This window comes from Natronococcus sp. A-GB7, assembly GCF_029688865.1.
Lineage (GTDB): Archaea > Halobacteriota > Halobacteria > Halobacteriales > Natrialbaceae > Natronococcus.
In genome coordinates this window covers 21832-48276 of sequence record NZ_JARUKV010000016.1, presented here as the reverse complement: position 1 = coordinate 48276, position 26445 = coordinate 21832, and the positions used below count along the sequence as shown (strand labels likewise).

At 67.2% G+C, this 26445-nt stretch carries 28 protein-coding genes; 14 read left to right on the top strand and 14 right to left on the bottom strand.

All coding sequences use genetic code 11. The features are described 5' to 3' along the window. The first annotated feature begins 10 nt into the window (after positions 1–10). From QA609_RS15020 to QA609_RS15005, 4 genes are all read left to right on the top strand, one after another. On the top strand, positions 11–751 hold the full coding sequence (locus tag QA609_RS15020) for an SDR family oxidoreductase (protein WP_278303423.1): 741 nt from the start codon (positions 11–13) through the stop codon (positions 749–751). Between the two features lie 89 nt (positions 752–840). Then, positions 841–1401 (top strand): hypothetical protein, encoded by a 561-nt coding sequence (locus QA609_RS15015; RefSeq protein WP_278303422.1) that lies wholly within the window; start codon positions 841–843, stop codon positions 1399–1401. Positions 1402–1455: 54 nt separating this feature from the next. Continuing rightward, positions 1456–2427 carry an ABC transporter substrate-binding protein gene (locus tag QA609_RS15010; protein ID WP_278303421.1) on the top strand — a complete coding sequence of 324 codons (972 nt, stop codon included), beginning with the start codon at positions 1456–1458 and terminating at the stop codon, positions 2425–2427. A 2-nt stretch (positions 2428–2429) separates the two neighbouring features. Further along, positions 2430–2840 carry a desampylase gene (locus QA609_RS15005; RefSeq protein WP_278303420.1) on the top strand — a complete coding sequence of 137 codons (411 nt, stop codon included), beginning with the start codon at positions 2430–2432 and terminating at the stop codon, positions 2838–2840. Between the two features lie 10 nt (positions 2841–2850). Here QA609_RS15005 and QA609_RS15000 read toward each other — a convergent pair whose 3' ends face one another. The 3 genes from QA609_RS15000 to QA609_RS14990 all read right to left on the bottom strand — a co-directional run bounded on the left by QA609_RS15000 (position 2851) and on the right by QA609_RS14990 (position 5971). Further along, the gene (locus QA609_RS15000) at positions 2851–3906 is read right to left on the bottom strand and encodes a S66 peptidase family protein (protein WP_278303419.1); all 1056 of its coding nucleotides are present in this window, start codon (positions 3904–3906) and stop codon (positions 2851–2853) included. A 68-nt stretch (positions 3907–3974) separates the two neighbouring features. Further along, on the bottom strand, positions 3975–4415 hold the full coding sequence (locus QA609_RS14995) for a hypothetical protein (protein WP_278303418.1): 441 nt from the start codon (positions 4413–4415) through the stop codon (positions 3975–3977). A 98-nt stretch (positions 4416–4513) separates the two neighbouring features. After that, a complete protein-coding gene (locus QA609_RS14990) occupies positions 4514–5971 on the bottom strand; it encodes a sulfatase-like hydrolase/transferase (protein ID WP_278303417.1) in 1458 nt (485 codons plus the stop codon). 116 nt (positions 5972–6087) lie between these two features. Here QA609_RS14990 and QA609_RS14985 point away from each other — a divergent pair, with 116 nt between their 5' ends. Continuing rightward, positions 6088–6246, top strand: a complete 159-nt coding sequence (locus tag QA609_RS14985) for a hypothetical protein (protein WP_278303416.1) — start codon at positions 6088–6090, stop codon at positions 6244–6246. Between the two features lie 22 nt (positions 6247–6268). Here the strand turns inward: QA609_RS14985 and QA609_RS14980 are convergent, their stop codons facing one another. From QA609_RS14980 to QA609_RS14960, 5 genes are all read right to left on the bottom strand, one after another. Next, entirely contained in the window at positions 6269–7696 is a 1428-nt protein-coding gene (locus QA609_RS14980; RefSeq protein ID WP_278303415.1) for an FAD-binding oxidoreductase, read from the bottom strand. A gap of 68 nt (positions 7697–7764) precedes the next feature. Continuing rightward, a complete protein-coding gene (locus QA609_RS14975; RefSeq protein WP_278303414.1) occupies positions 7765–9063 on the bottom strand; it encodes a TIGR00341 family protein in 1299 nt (432 codons plus the stop codon). A gap of 65 nt (positions 9064–9128) precedes the next feature. After that, positions 9129–9578, bottom strand: coding sequence for a hypothetical protein (locus QA609_RS14970; RefSeq protein WP_278303413.1), 450 nt, complete (start codon positions 9576–9578; stop codon positions 9129–9131). A gap of 325 nt (positions 9579–9903) precedes the next feature. Further along, the gene (locus QA609_RS14965) at positions 9904–10995 is read right to left on the bottom strand and encodes an aminomethyltransferase family protein (protein WP_278303412.1); all 1092 of its coding nucleotides are present in this window, start codon (positions 10993–10995) and stop codon (positions 9904–9906) included. Between the two features lie 39 nt (positions 10996–11034). Beyond that, complete coding sequence (locus QA609_RS14960; RefSeq protein WP_278303411.1) at positions 11035–11334, bottom strand: DUF6432 family protein; 300 nt, start codon at positions 11332–11334, stop codon at positions 11035–11037. A 140-nt stretch (positions 11335–11474) separates the two neighbouring features. Between QA609_RS14960 and QA609_RS14955 the strand changes: the two genes are divergently transcribed. From QA609_RS14955 to QA609_RS14945, 3 genes are all read left to right on the top strand, one after another. Further along, positions 11475–12560 carry a hypothetical protein gene (locus QA609_RS14955; RefSeq protein ID WP_278303410.1) on the top strand — a complete coding sequence of 362 codons (1086 nt, stop codon included), beginning with the start codon at positions 11475–11477 and terminating at the stop codon, positions 12558–12560. Between the two features lie 144 nt (positions 12561–12704). Then, the gene (locus QA609_RS14950; protein WP_278303409.1) at positions 12705–13091 is read left to right on the top strand and encodes a DUF5611 family protein; all 387 of its coding nucleotides are present in this window, start codon (positions 12705–12707) and stop codon (positions 13089–13091) included. Positions 13092–13358: 267 nt separating this feature from the next. Further along, positions 13359–13547 carry a hypothetical protein gene (locus QA609_RS14945; protein WP_278303408.1) on the top strand — a complete coding sequence of 63 codons (189 nt, stop codon included), beginning with the start codon at positions 13359–13361 and terminating at the stop codon, positions 13545–13547. Here the strand turns inward: QA609_RS14945 and QA609_RS14940 are convergent. Next, a complete protein-coding gene (locus QA609_RS14940; protein WP_278303407.1) occupies positions 13544–15046 on the bottom strand; it encodes a heme-binding protein in 1503 nt (500 codons plus the stop codon). The genes QA609_RS14945 and QA609_RS14940 overlap by 4 nt on opposite strands. A 117-nt stretch (positions 15047–15163) precedes the next feature. On the opposite strand from QA609_RS14940, the gene QA609_RS14935 reads away from it, so the two are divergent. Further along, complete coding sequence (locus QA609_RS14935; RefSeq protein WP_278303406.1) at positions 15164–15685, top strand: hypothetical protein; 522 nt, start codon at positions 15164–15166, stop codon at positions 15683–15685. A 256-nt stretch (positions 15686–15941) separates the two neighbouring features. Then, complete coding sequence (locus QA609_RS14930; protein ID WP_278303405.1) at positions 15942–16466, top strand: PadR family transcriptional regulator; 525 nt, start codon at positions 15942–15944, stop codon at positions 16464–16466. 166 nt (positions 16467–16632) lie between these two features. Here the strand turns inward: QA609_RS14930 and QA609_RS14925 are convergent, their stop codons facing one another. The 4 genes from QA609_RS14925 to QA609_RS14910 all read right to left on the bottom strand — a co-directional run bounded on the left by QA609_RS14925 (position 16633) and on the right by QA609_RS14910 (position 22057). Then, positions 16633–18465: a site-2 protease family protein gene (locus tag QA609_RS14925; RefSeq protein ID WP_278303404.1), complete on the bottom strand. Its 1833-nt coding sequence runs from the start codon at positions 18463–18465 to the stop codon at positions 16633–16635. 74 nt (positions 18466–18539) lie between these two features. Beyond that, positions 18540–20237: a lysine--tRNA ligase gene (gene lysS, locus QA609_RS14920; protein WP_278303403.1), complete on the bottom strand. Its 1698-nt coding sequence runs from the start codon at positions 20235–20237 to the stop codon at positions 18540–18542. Further along, positions 20234–20959 (bottom strand): UMP kinase, encoded by a 726-nt coding sequence (gene pyrH, locus QA609_RS14915; RefSeq protein ID WP_278303402.1) that lies wholly within the window; start codon positions 20957–20959, stop codon positions 20234–20236. Before pyrH ends, lysS begins: the two co-directional genes overlap by 4 nt. Positions 20960–21061: 102 nt before the next feature. After that, on the bottom strand, positions 21062–22057 hold the full coding sequence (locus QA609_RS14910) for a CapA family protein (RefSeq protein ID WP_278303401.1): 996 nt from the start codon (positions 22055–22057) through the stop codon (positions 21062–21064). A gap of 78 nt (positions 22058–22135) precedes the next feature. Between QA609_RS14910 and QA609_RS14905 the strand changes: the two genes are divergently transcribed. From QA609_RS14905 to QA609_RS14895, 3 genes are all read left to right on the top strand, one after another. Next, complete coding sequence (locus QA609_RS14905; RefSeq protein WP_278303400.1) at positions 22136–22957, top strand: molybdopterin synthase; 822 nt, start codon at positions 22136–22138, stop codon at positions 22955–22957. A gap of 332 nt (positions 22958–23289) precedes the next feature. After that, positions 23290–23535, top strand: coding sequence for a hypothetical protein (locus tag QA609_RS14900; RefSeq protein ID WP_278303399.1), 246 nt, complete (start codon positions 23290–23292; stop codon positions 23533–23535). A 203-nt stretch (positions 23536–23738) separates the two neighbouring features. Continuing rightward, positions 23739–24896, top strand: a complete 1158-nt coding sequence (locus tag QA609_RS14895; RefSeq protein ID WP_278303398.1) for a site-2 protease family protein — start codon at positions 23739–23741, stop codon at positions 24894–24896. Here QA609_RS14895 and thiL read toward each other — a convergent pair whose 3' ends face one another. Beyond that, entirely contained in the window at positions 24897–25802 is a 906-nt protein-coding gene (gene thiL / locus QA609_RS14890) for a thiamine-phosphate kinase (RefSeq protein WP_278303397.1), read from the bottom strand. A 115-nt stretch (positions 25803–25917) separates the two neighbouring features. On the opposite strand from thiL, the gene QA609_RS14885 reads away from it, so the two are divergent. Beyond that, a complete protein-coding gene (locus QA609_RS14885) occupies positions 25918–26373 on the top strand; it encodes a 30S ribosomal protein S19e (protein WP_005553061.1) in 456 nt (151 codons plus the stop codon). The last annotated feature ends 72 nt before the right edge of the window (positions 26374–26445 follow it).

The following is a 26445-nucleotide window of genomic DNA, read 5'->3' as shown; positions in this document are numbered from 1 at the left end:
ACTCGGTACGATGACCGACACGCTCGAGCAGCAGACGGCGATCGTCACCGGGGCGAGCGCGGGAATCGGCGCGGCGACCTGCCGAGAGCTCGCGGACGCGGGGGCAAACGTCGTCCTCGCGGCCCGCAGCGAGGGCGACCTCGAGGAGCTGGCCGACGACCTCGAGACCGACCACGGCGTCGAGACGCTCGTCGTTCCGACGAACGTCCGCGAGGAGGACGACGTCGACAACCTGATCGAGGAGACCGTCAACCGTTTCGACGGGTTCGATATTCTGGTGAACAACGCGGGGCTCTCCCGGGGCAGCGAGGTCGCCGAGATGAGCACGGAAGAGTACGAGACGATGCAGGAGACCAACGTCGACGGCGTCTTCTACGCGACCCGCGCGGCGATCCCCCACGTCCGCGAGCGGGAGGGCCACCTGATCTTCCTCGGGAGCTTCGCCGGGCAGTACCCCCGGTCGTTCAACCCGATCTACGCCGCCTCGAAGTGGTGGGTTCGCGGGTTCGCCAAGAGCGTCGCGGCCCAGGTCGGCGACGACGACGTCGGCGTCAGCATCGTCAACCCCGCGGAGGTCCGCTCGGAGTTCGAAACTACCAGTGGGGAGACGTTCGCCGAGGCCTTCGACGAGAGCGAGGCCAGCGAGCCCGAGGAGGTCGCCGAAGCCATCCGCTTTGTCGCGAGCCAGGACCACTCGAGCGTGAGCGAACTCGACATCAACAGGCGAGACAAGTTCGCCGATCGTTTCTGAGGTGACGAGTCCCGTCTCCGACGAGCACGGATAAAAGAGGCTGGGAGTGCCGGCTCTACCCTTACCCCCGACGAGACCGATCCTCGTGTATGCGCATCTCGATTCCCGGCTTCGACGGCGTCTACTTCGACACCGAGGCGGAGTCGTCGGCGCTGACCCTCGCCTTTACCGCGGCGGGTCGCCGCGCGCCGAAACCGCAGGGGTACGCCGTGCAGCTGTTGCCGTACCTCTGGTCGTTCAACGTCGACCTCCGCGAAGTGCCGACCGACCATCCTATCCAGTACCTCCATCCAGAGGGCGCCCAGAGCCTCGGCGAGCTCCCCGCCGAGCGAGGGATCCGGCAGGCGGGCACCGAGCTCGAGACCGTCCTCCGGTTCGCGTGGGCGGTCAACGACGAGCTCGAGTCCGCGACCGGGAAGATGGTCGGCCGCGACCCGAAGTCGGTCCACGACGGCGTCACCATCGAGATCACCGACGGCAGCGTCGGCGTCGAGGGACGCGAACTCGAGACCGACGAGTTCGACATCGACGAGGAGTCCTCGGAGACGACGATCGACATCGAGGACGACCCGACCGAGCAGCCGGGCGACTCGGAGGAACCCGATCACGACCTCGGCGACGACTCCGAGCGGGATCTCGACGAGTACTGATCCCGTCGCCTCGTCGGGGCCCCAACTTTTGATCCTGCCGTTCCTACGGAGGGTATGCGAATCGTTACGACGCTTCCATCGGCGACCGAGCTCGTTGCCGCGCTCGGGCTCGAGCCCGTCGGCGTCTCCCACGAATGTGACTATCCGCCGAGCGTCGCGTCGCTTCCCTCGATCACGCGTTCCCGTATCGATGCCGACGCCTCGAGCGAGGAAATCGACCGGCAGGTCCTCGAGATCGGCGAGACCGACGACGGCGTCTACGAGGTCGACGTCGACCTGCTCGAGGAGCTCGAGCCGGAGCTGATCGTCACGCAAGGGATGTGCGACGTCTGTGCGGTCGACGAGGCGGTGATCGCCGACGCGGTAGACCGCATCGAGGCCGATCCCGACGTACTGACGGTCGACCCCCACACCGTCGACGACGTACTGGACGACCTCGAGCGAGTCGGCCGTGCGACCGACCGCGAGGAGCGAGCCCGCGAGGTCCGAGCCGACCTCGAGGAACGGATCGACGCCGTTCGGGAGCGAACGGCCGGTATCGCGAGCCGGGAGCGACCGCGGATCGCCATCTTCGACTGGACCGACCCCGCCATGATCGCGGGCCACTGGACGGCCGAACTCGTCGACTGGGCCGGGGGCGAGTACGGGCTGGCGGACGTCGGGCAGCGCTCGACGCCCCGCGAATGGGAGGAAATCCTCGAGTACGATCCCGAACTCGTCGTCGTCGCTCCCTGCGGGTTCGACCTCGAGCAGACCGCGGCGAATCGATCGGACCTCACCGAACGCGAGGGGTGGGACGAGCTCGCGGCGGTCCGCGAGGGTCGGGTGTGGGCGATGGACGGCCACCACTACCTCAACCGGCCCGGGCCGCGGCTCGTGGACACCCTCGAGGCGCTGGCACCGATCGTTCAGCCCGAGCGGTTCGACGCCCCGCCCGAGTCGGTCGCCGTTCCGTTCGACGAGCTCGAGGAGTTCGTGTCGAACCCGTCGGGACCGACCGAGACCCGGGCCGATCAGGCGCCCTGACCGTGCTCGTTCTCCCGAAAGCGGTTCGCACGGAGATCGTCGAGCGAGCCCGAGACGGCAGTCCGCTCGAGATCTGTGGCGTCCTCGGTGGCGAGTACGAACCGAACGGGTCGAGCACCGTTCGGTCACAGTATCCCGCCGAAAACGTCGCCGAGCCTCCTCGAACCCGGTACCGGATCGACCCCGAGGAACAGCTCGCGATCTTCGATCGCCTCGAGGCTCGAGGCGAGGAGATCGTCGGCTTCTATCACTCCCACCCGCAGGGCCCACCCCACCCCAGCGAGACCGACGCGGCCGACGCCACCTGGCCCGACCGCTCGTACGTCATCGTCTCGCTCGACCCGTTCGAGGTCGGCTCCTGGCGGTGGCGCGAGGACGACGGATTCGAGCACGAGGACGTCGTGCTCGAGTGATCGAGGTCGTTCAGCGACACCGGACGGTCTCCGACCTCGGGTCCAGTTCCAGACGACCCCCGATCGGTAGCGGCGCGATCGGGGTCGTGTGTCCCCAGTCGAGACCCAGCAGGACGGGCGCGTCCGGGTTGTACCGCCGAACCTGCTCGACGATCTCCTCGTAGAGTCGCTCGCGGTAGGCCTCCCGTTGCTCGCGGGGCGGCTCCCTCAGGAAACTCCGGGTCGGCGGGCGAGCGATCGCGACGCCGTCGAACCGCTCGAGCAGGCCGCGCTCGCCGAGACACATGAGGGTCCCGCCGACGGTTTCGGGATCGGGGATCGATTCGGCGGTCTCGAGACACAGGATCGCCCCCTCGAGGGCGCTCGGTGCTGGCACGAACCGATCGGTCGCCAGGAACCACTCGACGATCGCGCGACAGCCGCCCCACGTCCGACCCTCGACGGGCTCGCTCCCGCCCGCCCAGCGTCGTCCCGGGTTCGGCTCGTAGGTCGGCGGCGAGTCCATCGCCGAGGGATCGGTCCACCACGTCGAGGGCTCGTCGGTCCACTCCGCCGCCGGCTCGAGCCGACCGAGGTCGTCCTCGAAGAACGCGCGTCGACAGTACCGCTCGGTGTAGGCGGGTAGCTCGCCCGGAACGGCGAGTTCGTTCATCAGCTGGGCGCCGTTGTACGAGACGACGCCCGCGTTCCACAGCAGCAGCTGGAGGGCGGTGTTGTCGCTCATCCCGTAGAATCGGGTCGGGCTGGCCCGGAGGACGTCCGGATCGAGGTGTTTCAGGATCCGCAGCTGGTCGCTGCCGCCGATGGTTGCGACGATCCCGCTGACGTCGGGATCGCGGAAGGCGGCGTGGACGTCCGCGGCCCTGGCGCGGGGGTTGGCAGCGAGAAAGTCGTTCCCCTGTCGAGCCGTCGGGTAGATCTCCGGCTCGAGGTCGAACCGCTCGCGCAGTCGCTCGAGACCCAGCTCGAAGACGTGGGGCGCCTCCCGCGCGCCGGCGCTCGAGGGCGCGAGGACGGCGACGCGGTCGCCGCGCTCCAGCGGCGGCGGCGTGATAAACTCGGACATACGTCGACGTCAATCCGAGCTGACATATTTCTGTCGCGATCGGTCACCGAACGGAGGCCTCGAAAACGCTACTCCCCGTCGCCCTCGAGTTCGTCGGCCTCCTGTCGTTTCCTCGCGGCCTCCTCGCGGAACTCCGTGATCCGATCCTGGAGCTCGCGGCCGACCTGATACTTGAAATCGTCGGGCATCAGCCCGCGCTGGATATCGATCGTCACCATCGTGTCGCAGTCGTCGACGATCTCGGGCGCCCACTTCCCCGCCGCCAGTTTGGATTCGTCGGTGACGACGGCGTCGCCGTCCTCGACGTCGATGAATGCGGTGACGGTGTTCCAGATCCTCGGATCGCTGGTCGTCGCCTCGTCGAACAACCCCTCGAGTCGGCTCTCTTTGACCGGTTCGTCCCGCAGCTCGATGACGAGCTCCTCGAGCGCGTCGGCGATCGCCTCGTCCTCGGTGGCTCGCTCGCGGAGCTCCTCGGGGTCCGGTTCGTCGCGTCCGGATCGGCTCATCGGTTCCCCTCCATCGCGATCGGTCCGTCGGTCATGGACGTGGCTACCCGCTTCGGGACCGTAAACGTACGCTTCCGGGTCGGGCGATGGATCCCGCCTCAGTCCCGTTCTCGGAGGACGTCCGGCACCCACTTCCGATTCGGGTCGTCGGTTCGGTCCATCCAGTCGACCAGTCGGTCTCGCATCTCCCGACGGGCGTCGCCGTAGCCGGGGTGGTCGATCAGGTTCTGCAGCTCCGCGGGATCGGCCTCGAGATCGTACAGTTCGTCGATATCGGGCCCGTTGTAGACGTACTTGTACCCTCTCGTTCTGACCATCCGCTGGGTGTAGAGCCCGAACTCGTCGCCGTGGTACTGCGCGAAGACGGAGTCGGGGCGCTCCTCGGAGTCCTCGCCCTCGAGCAGGGAAACGAGGCTTCGCGAGTGGAACGACTCCGGAACCTCGAGACCGCCCATCTCGAGGAAGGTCGCGGCCAGATCGTGGAGGTGAACGGGATCCTCGCAGACCGAGCCGGGGTCGACGACGCCGGGCCAGCGCACCTGCAGCGGGATCCGGTAGGTGTCGTCGTACATCAGCGGTCCCTTGTTGAACTGGCGGTGGCTCCCGACGAAGTCGCCGTGATCCGAGGCGTGGACGACCGCGGTCTCCTCCTCGAGTCCGTGTTCCTCGAGGGCTTCGAGGATCCGCTCGAGCTGGTCGTCGATCATCGTCACGAACCCGCGGTACTTCGCGATCGCCTCCGCCCAGGTATCCCAGTCGAAGTCGGCGACGCCCCGATAGTGCAGGAAGTTCTCGTGAACCTGCGGTTTCCCGTCGTAGGTCTCGGCGTAGCTGTCGGGCCGTTCGACGTCTTCGGGGTCGTACATCGAGGCGTACGGTTCGGGGACGACGTAGGGGTGGTGCGGGCCGTAGAAGTCCGCCCGGTGGAAGAACGGCTCCTCGCGGTCGTCCTCGGCGTGGGCCTCGATCGCGTCGATCGTCCGCTCGGCGAGGAAGTAGGCTCGCGTGTCCTCGACGTCGACGGGCGTCGTCGCGGCGACGAACGTGCCCGACTCCTCGCCGCCGCGGGTGTAGATCTCGTCCTCGAGTTCGGTCCCCTCGAGGGGCGTCCCTCGCTGCTCGCGGTATTCGCGGAACGCCTCGTCGATGTCGTCGTGGTGTACGTCGCTGCCTCCCAGATACGAGAAGCCGAAGTCCTCGGGGGTCTGATCGTCGCCGACGTGCCACTTGCCCGTGTAGGTGAGTTCGTAGCCGGATTCGGCGAGCAGTTCGGAGAACGTCGGTAGCTCCGTCGGCAGGTTCGCCCGGATCGCGTCGGCCTCGTGGCTGTTGTTCAGCATTCCGTGGCCGTGGGGGAACAGCCCCGTCAGCAGGGAGGAACGGGCGCTCGTGCAGATGCTGATCGGGGTAACGGCCCGTTCGAAGCGCATCCCCTCGCTCGAGAGCCGATCTATGGTGGGCGTCTCGACGGGCGGGCCGTCGGGCGCGGAGTAGTCGTAGCGCTCCTGGTCGGTGAGTACGAACAACACGTTCGGACGACCGTCGGCGTCTGGCATCGGGCGTCGTACGGCGGGCCCGCAGTTAACGGTGGTCCTCGAATCCCGGGAGACTGCTCCCGTAATTCACGGAATCGAACCAGATAATTCAAGATCCCGTACTCGAAACTCCGGCTGTGCCAATCGCGTACTGCGAGGTGTGTGAGTGGAGCCGCCGCGTCGAGGACGACGCCGACGGCGAACTCAACGAGGTGATGATCCGCCACTACGTCGAGACCGGTCACTCGGTCGAGCAACGCGAGCTCCGGGAGTCGGATCGCGAGCTCGAGTCGTAGCGGTCGGGCGGGTCCCCTTTGCTCAGTCGTCGACTCGAGGCGCAACGTTCCCCGGGAGTCGGAACAGGTTCTCCGGATCGTACTCGGTCTTGAGGTCGACCATCCGATCGTAGTTGCCGCCGTAGCGCAGCTTCGCGGCCTCCGCCTCCAGTCCCGGGAAGTTCCCGTACCGCCCCGAAGCGACCGGCAGCGTCTCGGCCGCCGCGATAGCCCCGCGGGCCCACTCGAGGTTCGCGTCGTCCTGCTCGGGATCCTCCCAGTTGGCCTCGACGGTGAGCATGTGGGGCTTGTCGCGGTGCCAGAACGCCGTCTCCTCCCGGGGAACGTCGGCGACCGCCCCGTCGAGATGCCAGAGGTCGAGCGTCGACAGCGCCGACGGCGCGGCCTCGGTGTACTCGAGCATGAGATCGACGATCGCGTCGTCCAGCTCCTCGAGGTAGATCGCCTTCCAGTAGTAGCGCAGCCCGTCGGGGTAGTCTTCGTCGAGCATCGACTGCAGGTCGACGTAGGCCATCTCGCCGCTGAGATCGACCAGCGGGGTCGCAGCCTCGAGCAGCGATCCGAAGACCTCGTCGGCGTCCGCGTCACCGCGATAGGACCCCAGCATTGCGATCGCGGACTCACCCCACGCCGCCTCGGGAAACTCCTCGAGGTCGGGGACGTGAGCGGTGAAGACGAGGACCCCCGCGTCCCGCGGCGCGTCGGCGATCCACTCCCGGTAGCGTGCCATCACGGCGGGCGCGTCGTCCGCGCGGTACCAGGGGAAAAAGGCGTACACCTCGGGGCCGACCTCGTGGAGTTCGTACTCGAAGGAGGTGACGATCCCGAGGGCACCCCCGCCGCCGCGCAGTCCCCAGAACAGGTCCGCGTTCCGCTCGCGACTCGCCGTCCGAACCCGTCCGTCGGCGGTGACGACGTCGACGCCCACCAGGTTGTCGAGCGCGAGCCCGTACTCGCGGCTGCAGTGGCCGTACCCCCCGTTGAGCGTCAGTCCCGCGATCCCCGTCTGCGAGACCGCGCCGAGGGCCGTCGCGAGGCCGAACAGCTGTGTCTCGCGGTCGACGTCGCCCAGCGTCGCCCCGCCCTCGGCCCGAACGGTTCCCGTCTCACGGTCGACCCGCACGGCGGTCATCTCGGAGAGATCGACGACGAGCCCGCCGTCGTTGACCGCCGTTCCGGCGACGTTGTGGCCACCGCCGCGAACGGCGACCTCGAGACCCTGCTCGCGGGCGAAGTTCACGGCGGCGACGACGTCGGCGACGCCCGAACAGCGCGCGACGAGTGCGGGACAGCGGTCGATCATCCCGTTCCAGATCTCGCGTGCGTCGTCGTAGCCCGGATCGACGGGCCGAACGATCTCGCCGGCGAAGTCCGTCGTGAGCGACGCGACGTCCTCGCTCGGGAGCCGTGCGAACGATTCCTCACCCGGCGATCTGCCGGTAGTTCCCATGCTCGAAGGAACGCCGCCGATAGAGATAACGACGTAGCCACGGACGCCGGACGGTCAGAAAAACGGGCTCATTCTTCGGGGCCGCGCTCCTCGGCGACGACGTACTGGACCTCGAGGAGGAGGCCGTCGTCCGGCCCGAGCTCCGCGTGGAGTCGATCGGCCAGCCCCGGCTCCGGTCCCGGCTCGGGTCCCGTGATCGTGACGGTGATCCGTTCGACCGACTGGAACGGGTAGTCGCCGTCGAGTTCGACCTCGACGCCGGCGGCCTCGAGCCCGTCGTACTCGGGCTCTGCGAGGACGCGCTCGACGTCGTCCTCGGCGGTGGACTCGAGCTGGGTGGTCTGGAAATCCAGCAGCGTGATCCCGGCGAGCGGCGCGGCGAGCACCAGCAGCGCGACCCCGAAGACGGCCGCGTACCTGTAGGTCGGTCCGCGGGTCGGCGAGACCTCGAACAGCCCCTGCGGACGGTAGCCGGCGATCCACAGCGTGGCCAGCGCGGCGAGGTTGATCGAGAGCAGGTTGACGGCGACGAGCACGCTCGCACCCAGGGCCGCGCCGTACATCCCCCAGGCGGCCGTGATGCCGACCGCGGCGGCGGGCGGAATGAGCGCCGCGGCGATCATCACGCCGACGATTGCCTCCGAGAACCCGCGTGTAAGACTCAGGATGCCCGCCACACCGGCGCCCAGCGCGACGGCGATCGAGAACAGGTTCGGCGAGACGCGCTCCTCGAGCTCCGTTGCGACGACGATGTCGACCCCCGCGGGCTCGAGGCCGGCCAGCCGCGCGAGAGTCGCGAGGCCGATCGAGGCGGCGACGACGATCCCGACGCCGACAGCCTGGTACCGAAACCCGGTCGCCTTGAGGGCGTCGTCGCCGGTGACGATCCCGATGCTGGCGGCGAGGGCGGGGCCGAGCAGCGGCGCGATCACCATCGAACCGACGACGACCGCGGGCGAGTCCGCGAGCAGTCCGGAGGTGGCGACAACCGCACTGATCAGCAGCATGATGAGGTAGATCGAAACCGGCGGCGTGAACTCCTCGGCCTTCGTTCGAAGGACCTGCCTCGAGGTGCGCGCGCCTCGCTGTCCGCCCTGGCTGTACTGGTCCCGGAGGGTCGTAAACTCCTCCGAGATGACCGTCTCGGCGTCGATGACGACGACCTGGGCGTCGTCGCTCACCCCCGCCTGCCGCAGTCGGTCGAGCACCGGTTCGACCGCCCGCGTCGGGAGCGGGAACCGAACGACGGCGGTGTACCCCCTGCCGCTGGTCTCGTCGCTGACGACGTACTCGATCGCCTCGTCCTCGAGGATGTTCAGGACGGCCTGGCGTCGCCCCTCCGGCACCGTGATCTCGAGATATCGCATAGGTCCACGACAACGGGCCGACGAATAGTACTGGAGGGGGAGTCGGCTGCAGAGACGACGGCTCCTCAGTGATCGCTGCCGACGATCCCGCAGGCGATCGACTCGGGCTCGAGCAGCTCCTCGCCGTCGACGGCCTCGGGATCCAGCAGCAGGATCGTGTCGTCTGGCATCCCCTTCTCGACCCGAATCTCGCGGCCGAGTTCGGTCTCGAGGTCCTCGACACCCTCGAGGTCGGTCTCGCGCTCGAGCAACAGGTCCGTGTTCGCTCTCGAAAGGACGAAGGCGAGCGAGCCCGGTTCCGAGGCGTTAGGTTCGGCGGCCTCGAGTAGTTCGGCGAGCGCGTCGGCGTCGAGCTCGTCGAGCGAGCGGATCGTCACGCGATCGGTGTCGGAACCGGCGGCGTCCTCGGACTGTGTTCGGACGCGCGAGGCCAGCTCCTCGAAGTCGGTGCTCTCGTCCATGGTCCCGACGCCACCGTCGGCGTCCTTTATCGTGTGCCCGGCCAGTTCAGGCATAGCAGATCAGTTTCAGTCCGCATCAGCCGACGTTGCTCTGAAGGACGTTTCTTCTCGAACGGACGAGCAAAACGACCCATCCTGCTATTCTGGCACCAGTGATTTCCACGTCCTCCCCAGCCGATTCCTGCTCACGGGCACGGAGTGCCCGTTCGCATGGTTCGCGGAACCTTCGGTTCCGCGCCAAGCTCGCTCGCGTCGCTCCCTCGCTCATCCCTCGCACAGTGTCATCGACCGCCCTCGCTTCCGCTCGGTCGGCCGACAGCGCGCGCCACCGCATTGTGAAGGGACGGACTGAGAACAGTACGGGCCGAAAACGACGATACTACTGGTACTCCGGCAACCGGTCCGAGCGGTCCGATCCGTCGACGAACGGGAGGTTGGTGCGCGCGGCGGGAACCTCCTCGCCACCGACCCGGACCGTCAGCGCGTCGCTCTCGAGCCCGTACTCGACGACCGCGAGCGCGATCGGCTCCTCGAGCAGCGGGCTCGTATCGGCTCGGGTCACCTCGCCGACCGACGAGTCGCCGTCGAAGACCGCGGCGCCGGCGTCGGGAACGGCCTCGCCCTCGAGGGTCAGCCCGACGAGGCGCTTGCTGGGCTGGCCGCGGTTCTCGACCCGGGAGACGACCTCCTGGCCGACGTAACAGCCCTTCTCGAAGTCCAAGGCGTTTCGCAGGCCGAGTACGTTCGGGATCTGCCCCTCGAGTTCGGTCTCGAACAGCGGCGAGCCGGCCTCGAGCGAGAGGGTGTCCCAGGTTCGGTAACCGAAGGGGGCGGCGTTGAGTCCCTGGTTCAACAGGACGTCGTAGACGTCCTCGGCGGCGTCGGCCGCACAGATCACCTCGTAGCTCTCCTCGCCGGTGAGCGCGTCGGTTCGGACGACGCTGACGCCGTCGTCGCCCATCGAGCCGCGGACGAACGAGTAGCGCTCGTCGGGTGAGGCGGCGCCGTTGAGCACGCTGGCGATCTTCTCGGTCGCGTGGGGGCCGTGGACGCCGAAGATGGCGTAGTCGTCGGTCGCGACCCGGATCTCGACGTCCTGGATGAATACCTTCTCGGACCACTCCTCGGCGAGGTCGTCGGCGTGGGCGGGCGGGGTAAAGAGGAGCAGCCGCTCGCCGGCGTTGTAGACGTAGAGTTCGATCTCGATTCGGCCCTGGGGGCCGAGAACGAGCGCGTAACAGCCCTGCTCGTCCTCGCTCGGGACCCGATTCGAGACGACGTTGTCGACGTACTCGAGGCGGTCCTCACCCTCGACGACGACGACGCCGTAGGCGGCCTCGAACAGGCCGACGCCGTTTCTGACCGCGCGGTGGGCCCGCTCGGGGCGGCCGTAGTGTTCGACGACCGTTCGGCCGGCGCGATCGCCGAACGTGGCTCCGAGATCAGTGTGGATGGCCTCGATGACGCTCATGGATACCGAGAGGGGACAGGCACCCACAGGCGTTTCGATTCAGAAGGGCATCCGCTCGCGGAGCCAGTCGCCGATCGACTGCTCGTCGGCGTCGTCGGTCGGCACCTCCGGAACGACGCGCTCGTCGGGCTTGATCACCGTCTCGCTCGTCTCCGCATCGACGTCGATCAGCCCGTCCTCCTTGAGCGTCGCCAGCGCCTCCTCGAGTTCGTCGATGTCGACTTCGGCCTCCGCGCGGAGTTCGAAGACGGTCATCCCGTCGTCGGCCCGGTCGACGAGCGCGTCGAGTACCGCCACCTCGGTCTCCGCTCGGTTCCGGTACTCCCGCTTTGCTCTCATCCGTCAGCCTATTGGTCGACCCGGGATTTGACGTTTGTCGTTCGGCTACCGTCCTCGAACGATCGGCAAGTCGGACCGACAGCGCCGCGACAGCGCCCATGCAGTACGTTTTTTATGGCCTGACTCGATACGGTGAGACAATGGTCCTGCGATGTTCGCTGCTCGGTCACGACTACGGAGACGTCGACGTCGAACGCGAGCGCGAAGAGCGGGGGAGTGAGGTCGTCGTCACCGTCCGGGAGTACGAGGAGTGTGCTCGCTGCGGCGACAAACACGTCGTCAGCGAGAACACCGAAGTGCGGAGCATCTCGATGACTGGCGCCGGCCCGCGACCCGACGAACCCGAGCCGCAATCGACACCCCGATCGGCGGAGCCGCCGGCAACCGAGTCCGGCGGCGCCGACGCGAGCGGATTCACGGCCGAACCGGGAGCAACGGACGCGACGTTTATCGATGCCGACGATGTCGACGACGCCGGAAGCGAGCCCGCGCCGGCACGGCATCCGTCGTCGCCCGAGGCCGAGGCCGAGGACGGCGTTTCCGGAACCGAGGGAGGAACCCCCGGATCCGAAGTCGCCGAGGGCGACGTCACCGAGACTGAGTTCGCCGAAACCGACTCCACCAGTTTTGGCTCTACGGGCTCGAGTGCTGACGGAGCCGACACCGCCGACACCGGACTCGAGCTCCCGACCGACGAGAACGGCGACCCCGTTACCGACGACGGCGAGATCCTCGAGGACGACGGGACGGCGCCGACCGACCGCGAGTACGGCGAGTGGCCCGACTCCAGCGACGTCGGTCCGCCGGTCGAGCGCGGGACTGACGACGATCCCGACGATTGGCCCGACAGGGAGTCCGAACCGCTCGAGGACGACGCAATCTTGCTCGACACCGGTGCCGAAGCGCCGGACGGACCCTCGAACGACGTCGAGACCGAGTCGGAGCCGGCGGTGTCCGAGGCGACGGCGGGCAGTCCGCCGACCACAAGCGGGGAGAACGCGGCGGTCGACGCGGGGCCCGACGTCGATTCGGGTAGCGGCATCGAGCGAGCGAGCGAGGCGCCGACACCCGGTAGCGAGGGAGGGATCCCGGGCGGCGACGGGCAGGCGAAACTGCACTGCCCCCGCTGTGGCTTTACCGCGGGCAGCGACCGTAGTTCCCTTCGAACCGGCGACATCTGTCCCGACTGCCGAAGGGGGTACCTCGGCGCACAGCTCGACCGCTGACCGCCGAGTTCCGGATTTTCCGCCCGTCCGTTTTCGTCGCGGTTCGCTCGGCTCGAGCAACGTCCGTACTCGCGGCCCGAGCCGGCGGGATCACGGACAGCGGCTATGAAAAGAGGTAAACACTCCCCCGTGTATCACCAATTCATGAAGGAGTACAAGATGCGCCGCGGTGAGTATCTCGAAGAGCGAATCCCCGACATGGAGGCCACCGTCGAGGACTACTTCGGGCCGATTACGGGCACCGAGGAGTTCAAGGGAAGCGACCTGTACGTGATCGCCGAGCCCGACAACCCCGTCTTCGAGAAGATCGTCGTCGGCGCCGTCGAATACTCCGGCAAGAAGGACAAGCTGGCCGTCGAGTTCTACGAGCGCGACCCGACCGAGCTCGGTCCCGACGAGCTCGAGGCCGCAGGCGAGGCCGTCGACGCGAAAAACGACTTCCTGCTCGAGGCGACGGGTCGGGACGCCAAGTCCCGCCGCGAATCGATGAAACGGAAAGTCGAGGACGACCCGGATCACGACTTCGACTAACTGTACTCTTCGGGTGCGGCTTCGCCGCATCCCGGACGATCGACTCGAACGAGGGCCGCTCGCGCTTTCGATCGGTCGATCGGACCCCTTCTGTACCGACCTCGATTCGATCACAGCGTCGCCCGTGGCGAGTTCCCGTCAGGTCACGCGTAACGGTCCGAGCACTGCGGGAATCTCGCCGAAAAAAGTTCGATCCGCTCGAGCGAGAACGAGCCGACGGACGGTGGTCCGAAACGGCTATCCGACCGACGCCGAACCCTACGAACGATGGAGACCGTTTCGTTCCTGCTCGCGATGGCGGTCGCGAACGTCGGCTTCGCAGTCGTCATCGTCGCACACGCCACACTGACCGACCACGACGCCGGCAACTGGCCCTATCTCACGCTCGCCCTCGGGCTGGCCGGGGTCGCCGGCTACCTCTTCTACGACGGAATCGGCCCGTCGGATCCCTTCTAGGCCAGGAAGACGTGTCGAGGTCGCTTCTCGAGGACGTCCCGGCCGAACTCGACGGCGTCGGCGAAGGCGTCGCTGCGGAAGAACTGCATTGCGTCCTCGCGGGAGTCCCAGCGGCTGGCGATGAACATGTCGTTCTCGTCCTCGAGATTGGCCAGCAGGTCGGTCTTGCGGTGGCCCTCCATGTCCGCGAGCAGGGCGCCGGCGTCCTCGAAGGTGTCGACGAAGTCCTCGCGGTGTTCGGGCTTGACCGCGTAGAACATCCCCATCGTTCCCCAGGAGTCGTCGCTGTCATCGCCCGCCTGCCGAACGATATCGGGGAGGTCGGCGAGGAACCCGGCGGCGGTGTTGGCCGCACGCTCGGTCTCCCAGAGGCTGACGACCGCCGTCTCGCTCTCCTCGTCTGCGAGTTCACTGGGTTCGTAGACGGCCGTCTTGACGTGGGTGTCGTAGTGATCGAAGTTCGTCCGTAGGCCGTCGACCTCCTCGTACAACTCCTCGGGGTCGGCCGCCGAGTAGAGCACGACTGCGTGGACGTCCTCGCCGTGGGGTTGGCCCGCGTAGACGCCCATCTCTTCGAGTTCGCTGCGGACCGATTCCTCGTCCTCGTCGTCTCCGCCGTGGTGGCCGTCGGAGCCGTCGGAATCGCCGTGGTGATGGCCGCTCGAGTCGCCATGTGCGGAGTCGCCGTGGTGGTGGCCGTGATCGGTCTTGTCCTGTGGAATCGGCTCACCCGCCAGGAACGCTCCCAGCTGCTCGGCTGGGAACCGCCGTCCGGAGAGGAACCGGCCGAACTCCGCGAATCGGGAGGTCGAGGGATCGAACCGCATCTCGTAGAGCAGGTCCTTGACGTCGGTCGGGTCGTCGGCGAACAGCGTCACGCCCCACTCGAAGTCGTCCAGGCCGATACTGCCGGAGATGATCTGGGTGACCCGACCCGCGTACTCCTTGCCGATCTCGCCGTGACTCGAGAGGTGGTCGGCCCGCTCGTCGAACGGCAGGTCGTACCAGTTGTCCTCGTCGCCGCGGCGTTTGTCCATCGGGTAGAAGCTGACGAACTCGGCCTCTGGGATCGTCGGCTTCAGCCGGGTCTCGATATACCGGCGCATCCCGGTGTCCTCGACCTCCTCGTCGTCCTCGAAGAACTCCTCGGACATGTACCCCGAGACCTCGGTCACCGAAAGATAGGAGTCCGCACGCTCGGTGTACTCCGCGAGCGCGGTCTGTTCGAACCCGCGCTCCAGCGCGTCGATGTCGGAAAGCGTGGGCCGCAGGTGGAGCACCAGCAGATCGGCCTTGTGGCCGAGCATCGCGAACGTCGCCGACTCGCCCTCCTCGGCGTCGACGGCGTCCTCGGCGGCCGAGAGGTAGTCGACCCCCTCCTCGAGCGCGCTCGAGCGGTGCCGTTCGGGGGCGTCCCGCCAGGCGTCCCAGTCGATCGACCGGAAATCGTGGAGCACGTACCAGCCCTCTTCGGTCTGTGGCGGTCGTCGTCGTTCCATACGCGCGGCTTAGGCCGGCGTCGTCAAGAAGGACAGGGTTTCGCGCTGCCGGTCGATTATCGAACCCCCGCGAATGTCTGCCGCTACTTCAGGTGCCTCGAGAACGAACACCGACCGATGCCCCGAACCAACTCATGGTCACGCCGATCGACGCTTCGGCTGGTCGGCGCGACCGCCGGAGTCGCGCTCGCTGCCGGCTGCACCGAAGGAACGGGCGACGGCGAGGGCGAGCCCGATCAGGACGAAACCGACGACACCGTCACCGACGAAGCCGACGAGGAGGATCCCGACCCGCCCGAGGACGACGAGGACGAGTGGGAGGACGTTTCGACGCTCGAGTTCGAGGCCGACACCGACGGCTGGATCGGGATCGAGCCCGACCCCATCGAGGACGAGGAGAACCCGGATATCGTCCTCTACGAGGGCCGCGAGTACGAGTTCCGATTCACTAATGGAGACGGCGACGTCCACAACTTCGCACTGTGGGACGGCTCCGAGCCCGTCGCAGCCACGGAGTTTCTCGAGGACGAGGGAGAGACGGAGACGCTCGTCGCCGAGGCGACCGACGAGGTCGAACAGTATCTCTGTGAAACGCACCCGGAGGAGATGGCCGGTGCCGTCGAACTCCGAGCGGAGTAGTCCTTGGCATCCGACGTCGATCGATTTCGACGAGCTTGCCGATCTCTCGTTGTAGGGAGAATCCGGCTCGTCTTTGAGTCGCCCTCGACAGTACACTCGGTACGGGGCGTCTCCCCGGTTGCTGGAACTCGACGGGACGATTCGGATCACCGACGACGGCAACCGACGGATCACTCGATCCTCGAGAACTCGATGCACTGCTCGCGAATGGGGTGACCGAAACCCTTTACGTACATCCGTCAAAATCTCGACTCACATGCGGAAGAGTGGACCGCCGAAGGGAGTGATCGCGTATCTCGTCCTCGAACTGCTCGAGGAGAAACCCCGGTACGGCTACGAGATTCTCAAGGAGATCCGCGACATCAGCGGCGGCCACTGGGAACCGTCCTACGGCTCGGTGTACCCGATCCTCTACAAGTTCGAGGAGAAGGGGTGGGCCGAGCGGATCGAACGCGAGGACGAACCCGATCGGAAGTACTTCGAGCTGACCGACGACGGCCACGAGGAGCTCGCCGACCGCCGGGAGAGCGGCGCCGAGAAGGCTCACGATTTCGCCGACGTCATCCTCGGGTTCTTCCACGTCTACGCGGCCTTTTCGACGGACGAACGCTTCGAAATCCCCGAGATCGAGGGAGAGTGGCGCTTCAACGAGGAGTTCAGCGCCTGGATCGTCGAGCAGGTCGTTCGCCACCACGAACACTACTTCGACGCCGACTTCGAGCGCATCGAGGAGACGCCTCCGGAGTTCTACGAGCGCCACGGGATCGACGAGGAGGAGTAGCCGTCCCGTCGCTCTCGAGGGTCCGACGTTTCCTCTGACTCGCTTTGTGCGAATCCGATAGCCGTCGAGAGCTACCGCAACGGGCTGTCGAATCGGTTCGAACGCGACCACGCTCGAACGGGAGGACGCCGGAGAACGACGCCCGTCGACGATCGAAAGTAGCCGCTCAGTTCAGCAGTTGCGGCCCGAACAGCATCAACACGAAGCTGGCGAGCATCGCCAGTCCGACCGTCGTCGTCACCATCCGGACCATCCCGCGGGTGGCGTCGATCGGCAGCCGCGACATCACTGCCTCCGTACTGGTCCGGAGGATGTGCCCGCCGTCGAGCGGGAACGCCGGAATGCAGTTGAAAAAGCCGAGCTGAACGTTGATCCAGCCCGTCCAGAACAGCAGGTTGGCGATGACGAACACCGTCCAGTCGCCGAGCATCGAGAGTGAGCCCTCGACCTGATAGAAGTTCTCGACCCCGCCGGTAAAGCCCGCGAAGTTGAACGGCAGGACGTCGAGAAAGCCCGCCAGCGGAAGGAACAGCGCGAAGCCGATCTTCCCGAGGAACGAGTCAACGAGCGGGCTGACCTGGCCGTCGCCGTCGCCGCCGAGGACGGTGAGGTACGCCTCGGCGGGGTAATGCTGGACGCCGAGGGCCTCGGCCGAGATGCCGGAGACGCCCTCGACCGGCTGGTAACCCGCGGTTCCGCCGCCGGTGACCTGGCTTCGATCGCCGAGTGTGATCTCGTACTCGACGCGCTCGCCGTCGAGGTAGCCCGCGACCGTGACCTCGTCGCCGGGATCGGTCTCGCCGAGTCGATCCTGGAGCACCGACGCGGACTGGGTGCGATCGCCGTCGAGTTCGGTGATAACCATCTGCTCGCCGGCGGGGGCGCCGGCGTCGGCGAGCGGTCCGTCCTCGACGATCGTAACGGCCGCGCCGATCGGGACCTCCCGCTGGTCGGTGTCGCCGTCCTCGCCGACGGTCAGCGTAACGATCTCGTCGTCGCCGGCAGCCTCGAGCAGCTCGTCCTCGGTCGCGACCGGTTCGCCGTCGACCGCGAACACCGACTCGCCGGTGTCGACGCCGGCCGGGTTCCCGTCGATGGCGGCAGTCACGACCAGCGACCGCTGGACGGTCACGGTCTCCTCGTCGTTTCGCTCGAGTTCGACGCTCTCGCCCTCGGCGGTCTCGAGCAGTTCGAGGAAGTGATCGTTGTCCTCGATCTCCTCGCCGTTTATCGCGGTGATGCGATCGTTTGGCTCGAGGCCGGCGTCGGCAGCGGGTGAGCCGGGGGCGACCCCGCCGACTGCGGCGCCGGGGGCGACGGCAATCGAGCCGACTACGGGTCCGAAAAGCAGGGCGAACGCGACGATCGTGATCGCGAAGTTGTTGGTGACGCCGGCGGCGAACATCCGGGTCTGGGCTCCGCGGTCGGCCTTCTTGCTGCTCTCCTGGTCGGGTTCGACGAAGGCGCCGATCGGGAGAATCGCAAGCATCGCGACGCCCATCGACTCGATCTCGATGTCCTCGACGCGACAGAGCAGGCCGTGGCCGCCCTCGTGGACGACCAGGCCGACGAGCAGTCCGAAGACGATTCCCGGCGTCGCCGAGAGCGGCAGGAAGTCGTTGACGCCGGGGATGATCAACACGTTCCGGGGCTGCTGGACCGACGACGTCGGCTGGGGTGCCGACAGCGCGGCGATCGCAGCGAACAGCAGAAACGCGAACATCGCGACCATGACGACGATCGCGATGCCGATCCCCACGTTGGCCCACGCTCGCCAGAACCGCTTCGGTCCGGAAAGCCAGTCCAGAAACTCCCGGCCGCGCTTGGTGTGAAACGTCGTGATCGGCCCTTGGGTCCCGACGTAGCTGGGCAACAGTCCGGCGTTGCGAAGCGAGAGGACCAGGAACCAGTAGGCGAGGAGACCGACGAGCACCCACGTCAGCGTCGTCGAACCGAAAAGTTCCGGCATCGAGACGAAAGCGGGAGAGCCGTATTGCATCTACCGTAGTTCGGGGTGGGGCTCTCAAATGGTTTGTGTTGGCCGGAGCCCGCCGGGCGAGGGCAGAGAACCTGTTAGCGATCCCGACGGAGTCGCGCGACGACGAACTCCCGGTCGACCTTGTCGAGGAACGGACCGAGCTTCGGTCCCTGTTGCTCGTCGAAAAAGAGCCGGTAGCCGGCGCCGAAGAAGTCGCCGATATCGACGTCGTGGCGCTTTGCGGTCTCGTAGATCTCGCCCTGGATCTCGTCGGGCCCGTGGCCCTCCGCGACGAAATCGGCGAGCTCCTCGAGGGCCGCCTCGGTCGCAGAGTCGAAGTCGTGTTCCGGAATCTCGCTGCGCTTGAGTTCGTAGTCGAACTCGTTGCCGGTCCGACGTGCCCAGTTGCGGGCCTGCTCGACGCGCTCTAAGGCGCCCTCGACGGCCCACTCGGGAGCGTCCTCGGGGATGTGGTCCTCCTTGCGGGCGACCTCCTCGCGAAGCTCGGGGTCGTCGAACATTCCGAGTACCGCGGCGAAGGTGTAGGGAAGCCGAATCCGCTCCTCGCGGGGCTCTTCCACGACGAGTGGGTACACCCGCTCCGCGAACGCCTGCTCGTCCTCGCTGGCGTCGACCTCGCCGAAGTACGTCGCCTCGAAGCGGTCGAACTCGTCGACGAGCTGGTCGAGGCGTTCGATGCTGAAGTCCCGCGCCTTCGAGGGGTCCTTCGCGAAGAAGTAGCGAAGCACCTCGGGCTCGAGCAGCTCGAGGACGTCCGAGACGAGGATGACGTTCCCCTCCGAGGAGGAGAAGGGCTCGCCCTCGAGGGTGAACCACTCGTAGACCATCGGCACCGGGGGGTCGATCTCGAGGACGTTGCGCGCGACGTCCTGGCCGCTGGGCCAGGAGCCCTCGGCGTGGTCCTTGCCGAAGGGTTCGAAGTCGACGCCCAGCGCCTGCCACTGGCCGGGCCACTCGAAGCGCCAGGGCATCTTCCCCTCGCGGATGGTGGCGGTTCCCTCGTGGCCACAGCCCTCGATGGTGCGGTCGCCGGCGTCCATGTCGGTACAGCGGTAGTCGACGGTCGCGGGATCGCTCTCCAAATCGACGCTCGTCACCGTCTCGGTGACCTTGCCACACTCCTCACAGATCGGATTGAACGGGACGTAGTCCTCGTCGACCTTGTCCTGGTACTGCGAGAGGACCTCGCGGGCCCGCTCCTGGTTGGCCAGGACGTGACGGGTGACGTCGTCGAACTCGCCGTCGGTGTAGAGTTCGGTCGTCGAGACCAGGTCGATCGGGACGTCCATCGCATCGGCGCTGTCCTGGATGATCCCCGAGAAGTGCGCGCCGTAGGAGTCACAGCAGCCGAACGGGTCCGGAATGTCGGTGTACGGCGAGCCGAGGTTCCGGCCGAGCGCGCCCGCGTCGACCTCGCCCAGATCGACGAGGTTCCCCTCGAGATCACAGAGCGTGCGCGGAAGCTTCCGAAGCGGGTCGCGGTCGTCGGCGGTAAACACCTGGCGGACGTCGTGGCCGCGCTCGCGGAGCACCTCGGCGACGTAGTACCCCCGCATCACCTCGTTGACGTTACCCAGGTGGGGGACGCCCGACGGCGAAATACCGCCCTTGATCACGATCGGCTCCGTGGGATCGCGATCTTCCACCCGGTCGGCGACCGCGTCGGCCCAGAAGACGTGGCGAGCGTCGTCGCCGTCCTCGCGCTGGAGGGTGTAGGGGCTCTCGGCGTCCGGCTCGCCGCCGTCGATCGTCTCGTCCTCGTTCGCGCTCATCGTTCGTTACTCGCCCAGTAGGTCGGCTCCTCGCCGACGCCGTCGGGAACGACGTCGGTTCCCTCGTGGTCGCCGTGGCGGACCGCGCGGGCGATGCGGTCGGGGTCGGTTCCGTCGAGGACGATCGTTCGCATCCCCGAGCGCTCGATGATCTTCGCTGCGAGCAGGTCGACCGGTGCGGAGGCGCCGGCGTTCATTTCGAGGCCGGCGATGACGTCGACCAGCTCGGTCGCGGTGAGGTCGTCGTACTTCGTCGCGTCGTCGACCTCGTTGGGGTCGTCGCTGTAGACGCCGGGGACGCTCGTGGCGTAGACGAGCAGGTCCGCGTCGACGTACTCCGCGAGGGCGGCGCCGACGGCGTCGGTCGTCTGTGCGGGTGCGACGCCGCCCATGACGGAGACGTCGCCGCGGCGAAGCGCGTCGCCGGCCGCCTCGTAGTCCTCCGCCGGTGCCGTGACGGCGTCCTCGCCGAGCGCGGCGATGAGCAGGCGCGCGTTGAGCCGGGTGACGTCGATCCCCAGCTTGTCGAGCTCGATCTCGTTGGCCCCCAGTTCGCGGGCGGCGCCGATGTACTCGCGGGCGACGCCGCCGCCCCCGACGACGGCCCCCACCCGGCAGCCGTCCGCGACCAGGTCCTCGATGACCGCGGCGTGTTCGGAAACCCGATCGGCCCCGGGCTCGGGGACGAGGACACTCCCGCCGATAGAAACGACCACTTTCATCCTAACGCGGTGTAGCGGAGTCGCTATCTTAAGGATTGCCAACTCCGCGGCGGCTGTGACGCGCTCTCGTGACAGTCGGCCGATCACCCCGCGAGCCGTCGATCAGTCCTCGAGCGAGAGGACCAGCGCCGGGCCGTCGCGCTCGAAGACGGTTCCGAACGGGGCCGACAGCTCCCGCATACGCTCGCGGGACCAGTCGGCCGCGTCGGGACTCGCCTCGTGGACTGCACAGTCGTCGATCTCGGTCGGCTGGAGGCGCAGCTTCAGCAACTCCCCGTCGTCGCTCGTCCGCAGCACGAACAGGAAACTCCGATCGTTGCGAAGCTCGGGATCGACCGCGTAGTCGTCGACGAAATCGCCCGTATCGTAGAGGATCGGCCGTCCCTCGTGGACCTCGACCCCCTGGAAGACGTGGGCGCTGTGGCCGTGGACGACGTCGACGCCCGCCTCGACCAGCCAGCGACCGAACTCCCGAAACGACGCGGGCGGCTCCTCGACCATGTTCGGCCCCCAGTGGAGGGAGGCGACCAGCAGGTCGGGATCCGCCCCGCGAGCGCGCTCGAGGGCGTCGCGGACGCGTCGTCTCGTCTCCGGGTTCTCGCGGTCGATCTCGATCCAGGCCGTTCCCGCCGAGGAGTCCTCGGCCGCGTACTCGGGCGTGTTGTCGGTGAGGGCGATAACCGCGATCCTAACTCCCCCGATCGAGACGACGGCAGGCTCGAGGGCCTCATCGAGGGTCTCGCCCGCACCCGTGCGGGCGATTTCGGCCTCGTCCAAGTGGTTCAGGGTGTCCCGCAGCGCGACCGCCTCGTAGTCGAGGACGTGGTTGTTCGCCAGCGCGCAGACGTCGACGCCGGCCCGCTCGAGGGCGGGCACGGCCCAGTCGGGATCCGCGCGGAAGTGAAACGGGCGGTGCGTGCGCCGCCACTGCCGACCTCGCGTCGACAGGACGCACTCGAGGTTGATGACCAGCCCGTCGAGCTCGCGGAGATCCTCGAAGGCAGTCCCCCACACCGCGTCGACGGGGCGGTGCCGCTGACGGTCGTCGACGACGCGGCCGAGCATGACGTCGCCGATGAAGCCGATTCGACTGGCCATACCCTCGTCTACGGGTCGCGGGACCAAAGACCGCTCCCCGTCGACAGCTACAAACCGGAACCGAACCAATCCTCCGACATGTACGTACTCGGCTGTCTGAACCGTGGTACGAGCGAGGAGCGACTCGAGCGCGTCGTCGACCGGGTCGTCGATCGGCTCTCCCGGGAGGGACGCGTCGGCGTCGTCCGGTACGACGCGACGATCGCCGACGGCACCCAGGAGTCGCTGACGATCGGCGGCGACGTCACCTACGCGCTCGGTGCCGACGGCGACTGGACCGCCTCGGGAACGGGGATGTCGGTCGCGGACGCGCTAACGGCGCTCTCGACCGACTGCGAGTACGCCGTCGTCGTCGGCGTCCCTCGACTTCGGTACCCGACGCTCGTCGTCGGAGAGTCGTCCGACGACGTCGAAAACGTCCTCGCGACCGTCTCCGGTCCTGGCGACCTCGAGGAGGATTCACTGGTCGAGACACTCGAGGCCGAAGAGCACTACGAGACCCTCGAGTCGCTCGTCGCGCGGGTCAAGCGCTCGCCCCGGGCCGATCGTGCGGGTGCGATCGCGACGTTCACCGGACGGGTGCGCGCGAAGGACGGCGCCGACGACGCGCGAACCGAGTACCTCGAGTTCGAGAAGTACGAGGGCGTCGCCGAGGAGCGGATGGCTGCCCTCGAGACGGACCTCGAGTCCCGGGAAGGTGTACTGGACGTCGAACTCTACCACCGAACCGGTGTCGTCGCCGACGGCGAGGATATCGTCTTCGTCGTCGTCCTCGCGGGCCACCGCGAGGAGGCGTTCCGAACGGTCGAGGACGGGATCAACCGACTCAAAGACGAGGTGCCACTGTTCAAGAAGGAAGTCACCGTCGAGGACGAGTTCTGGGTTCACGAGCAGTCATAGCCCTCGTTCCGGCGGATTCTCGAGTTCGGGGCTCGGGTGAGGGGACGTTTACGGCCCTGCTATGGCAGGTAGGATACCTCGAGCATCGTTGGCCGGCATGACACTGCAAGCTCTACTGAAACAGTATATTAAATTGATATTTCGTATTATTCTATGGTTCAGAAGAGAATAATACGTTAGAGGGGAGTATAAAACATCTAAATACCTTTCGTGCCGTCGTGAAGCGTCTCGACGGCGGCGATAAAGAACCTATTATTCGACTGTACGCTAAATGCAACCAAAAACTCGCTAAACGTCCTTACTTTATAACATATACTGGCTGCAAGAGAGTGTTGTCGATGAGCACGACAGCCCAATCCTCCACGGAAAGCAAAGAACGGCGGCTAAAGAACTACCTGCGCGAACAGGTCGAAGACGGCGAGCTGTACTTCAAGGGGAAGTTCATCTCCGACGACGTCGGCATGTCCCCGAAGGAGATCGGCGCGCTGATGGTCAAACTCTCGGATTCGGACGGCGACCTCGAGGTCGAGAAGTGGTCGTACACGAGCGCGACGACCTGGCGCGTGCAGTCCGCCTGAGCTGTCGTCTACGCAACGAACGACGCTCACCCGCGCCGGCGCGCCACGGACGCCATCCGGCGCGGTCTCCCCCCTGATCGAACGATTGCGGTCTCGCCCGCGTCCGACTGACTGTCTCGGCACGCGGGCTCACTCACTTCTTCGAGAGCGATCGCCGTCGCCTAGGGAAGGCAATTTATACGAGCAACCGCTGACTTCGGACGATGGACGACGTCGATTCGTCCGACTACGGGACGGCGGGCAACCGGAGCTCGCCCCCGGAGGGCGGACCACCGCTCGAGCGCGTCGAGTCGGTGTTCGCGGTCTACGAAACCCGACGAGAGGACGACCAGCTCGTCTACTACGGTGATCCGCTGGTCGCCCCCGAACCGCTGATGCGGGAGCTGTGGCCCGTCTTTCGCGAGGAGGGGTACGACGTCGAGCTGACGCGGCGTCACGGCGAGTACGCCCTCGTCGCCGAGCCCCGGTCTATCGGGATCGACGGGATCCCCTGGACGAACGTCATTCTGTTGCTCGCAACCGTCGTCTCGACGCTGTTCGCGGGCTCGATGTGGTATCACATCGATCCGTTCGCGAATCCGCTGGCGATGTGGGAGGCCTGGCCGTTCATGGTCGCAATTCTGGGCGTTCTCGGCGTCCACGAGATGGGCCACTACGTGTTGAGCCGCTACCACGGGGTCGACGCCTCCCTGCCCTACTTTATCCCGGTGCCGACGCTGATCGGGACGATGGGCGCGGTGATCAAAATGAAGGGGCGAATGCCCGACCGGAAGGCGCTGTTCGACATCGGCGTCGCCGGTCCCCTGGCGGGGCTGATCGCGACGGTCGTCGTCACGATCGTCGGGCTCCACATGCCTCCCGTTACCGCACCCGAGGACGTCGTCGCGGACCCGAACGCGATCCAGATCGACCTCGGCTACCCGCTGTTGCTCGAGTGGCTCGCCGTCCTCTTCGATCAGCCGCTGTACCGGGACGATCCCGCCACGGCGGTCAATCCCGTCGTCATCGGCGGCTGGGTCGGGATGTTCGTCACCTTTCTCAACCTCATCCCGGTCGGTCAGCTCGACGGCGGCCACATCCTCCGGGCGATGACCGGAAACCTCCAGGAGACGATCGCGGCGCTGGTTCCCGGCGCGCTGTTCGGACTCGCTGCGTACCTCTACTACGTGAGCGGCCACAGCGGCAACTCGGTGTTCATCTGGGTGTTCTGGGGGATCTTCACCGCGGTGCTGGCCTCGGTCGGCCCGGCACGCCCGGTTCGGGACGAACGGCTCGGGACCGGTCGATTCCTGCTCGGCGTCGTCACCTTCGGGCTCGGCCTGCTGTGTTTCATGCCGGTTCCGATCGCCGTCGTTCAGTGATCAGTCCTCGCCGTGGGTGTAGCCTCGATCCGCGAGCGGCTCGCCGTCGAGACTGATTCCCTCACCGCTCTCGAGAACGGTTCCGACCCTCGCGAGTGGAACGTCGACCGCGTCGCGAACGGCCTCGAGTACCTCTTCGGGAATTGTCGCGACCAGCTCGAAGTCCTCGCCGAACGTCGTCGCGCGCTCGAGGGCCGCCCGTTCGCTCTCCGCGACCGATCGCACGGCGTCGTCGATCGGAATCGTCTCGCCGTCGACCGCGAACCCGCAGTCGCTGGCCTCGGCGAGCTGGTGGAGCGACCGCGCGAGGCCGTCGCTCGAATCCATCATCGCCGTCGCGTGCGGAGCCAGCGCCCGACCGGCCGTAACCCGCGGTTCGAACCGGAACAGCTCGTTCGCGCGCTCGCGGGCGTCCGGGTCGTCCTCGCGTTCACCCCGGCGAAACAGCTCGAGGGCGGCTGCGCTCCGCCCGAGCGTGCCGGTGACACAGACCGCGTCACCGGGTCGAGCGCCGCTTCGCGGGACGGGGTCGTCGGTCCGCCCGATCGCGGTCGTCGCAACGGTGAACTCGTCGTGGCCGTCGAGGTCGCCGCCGACGTACTCCCCGTCGACGAGCTCGCAGACGTCGCGTGCGCCCCGAACGAACGCGAGCAGTTCGTCCGCGACGAACTCAGGGGCCGCGTAGGCGGCGACCGCAGCCGTCGCCGAAGCCCCCATCGCGGCGACGTCCGACAGCGAGGCGCCGACCGACCGCCAGCCGGCCGTGTAGCGGCTCGTCCCCGGCGGAAAGTCCGTCCGCTCGTGGAGCATGTCGGTCGTCACGACCAGCCCGTCGACGACGGCCGCGTCGTCGCCGACCGGGTCGAGTTCCCCCTCCAACAGCGCCAGTGCGGCGCGTTCGTCCATACCCGGCGTTTCGGGGCCAGAACGAAAAACGGTCCGGACCGCGAGGACGGTGCTCGGGGGTCGAGCTCGGGAGACAACGATGGCCTTAAATGCCGCGGCAGGGAACCCAACGCCAATGGCTACGATGTACGACGTTCCGGCGGACGACCTCATCGAGGCGCTCGCCGAGGACCTCGAGGACCGACTCGACGAACCCGACTGGAGCCAGTTCGCGAAGACTGGTGTCGACCGCGAACTGCCCCCCGAGCAGGAGGACTTCTGGGCGACCCGCGCCGCGAGCCTCCTGCGGAAGGTCGCCGACCGCGGCCCCGTCGGCGTCGAACGACTCTCGACGGAGTACGGCGGCGGCAAGGCCGGGACGAACCGCTATCGCGTCGCCCCGGACCGACGAACCGACGGCTCGAAGAACGTGATCCGGACGATCCTCCAGCAGCTCGAGGAGGAAGACCTCGTCGAGACCGCCGAGGGCGAGGGTCGCCGCATCACGCCCGCGGGTCGGAGCCTGCTCGACGACACCGCCGGCGAGGTTCTCGAGGAGCTCGACCGCCCGGAACTCGAGCGCTACGCGTAAGACTCGCTTTCGAGACGTCTTTTCGGACCGCTCGCCGATCAGCGGCGTCTCTCGCTCTCATCGTCCGTAATC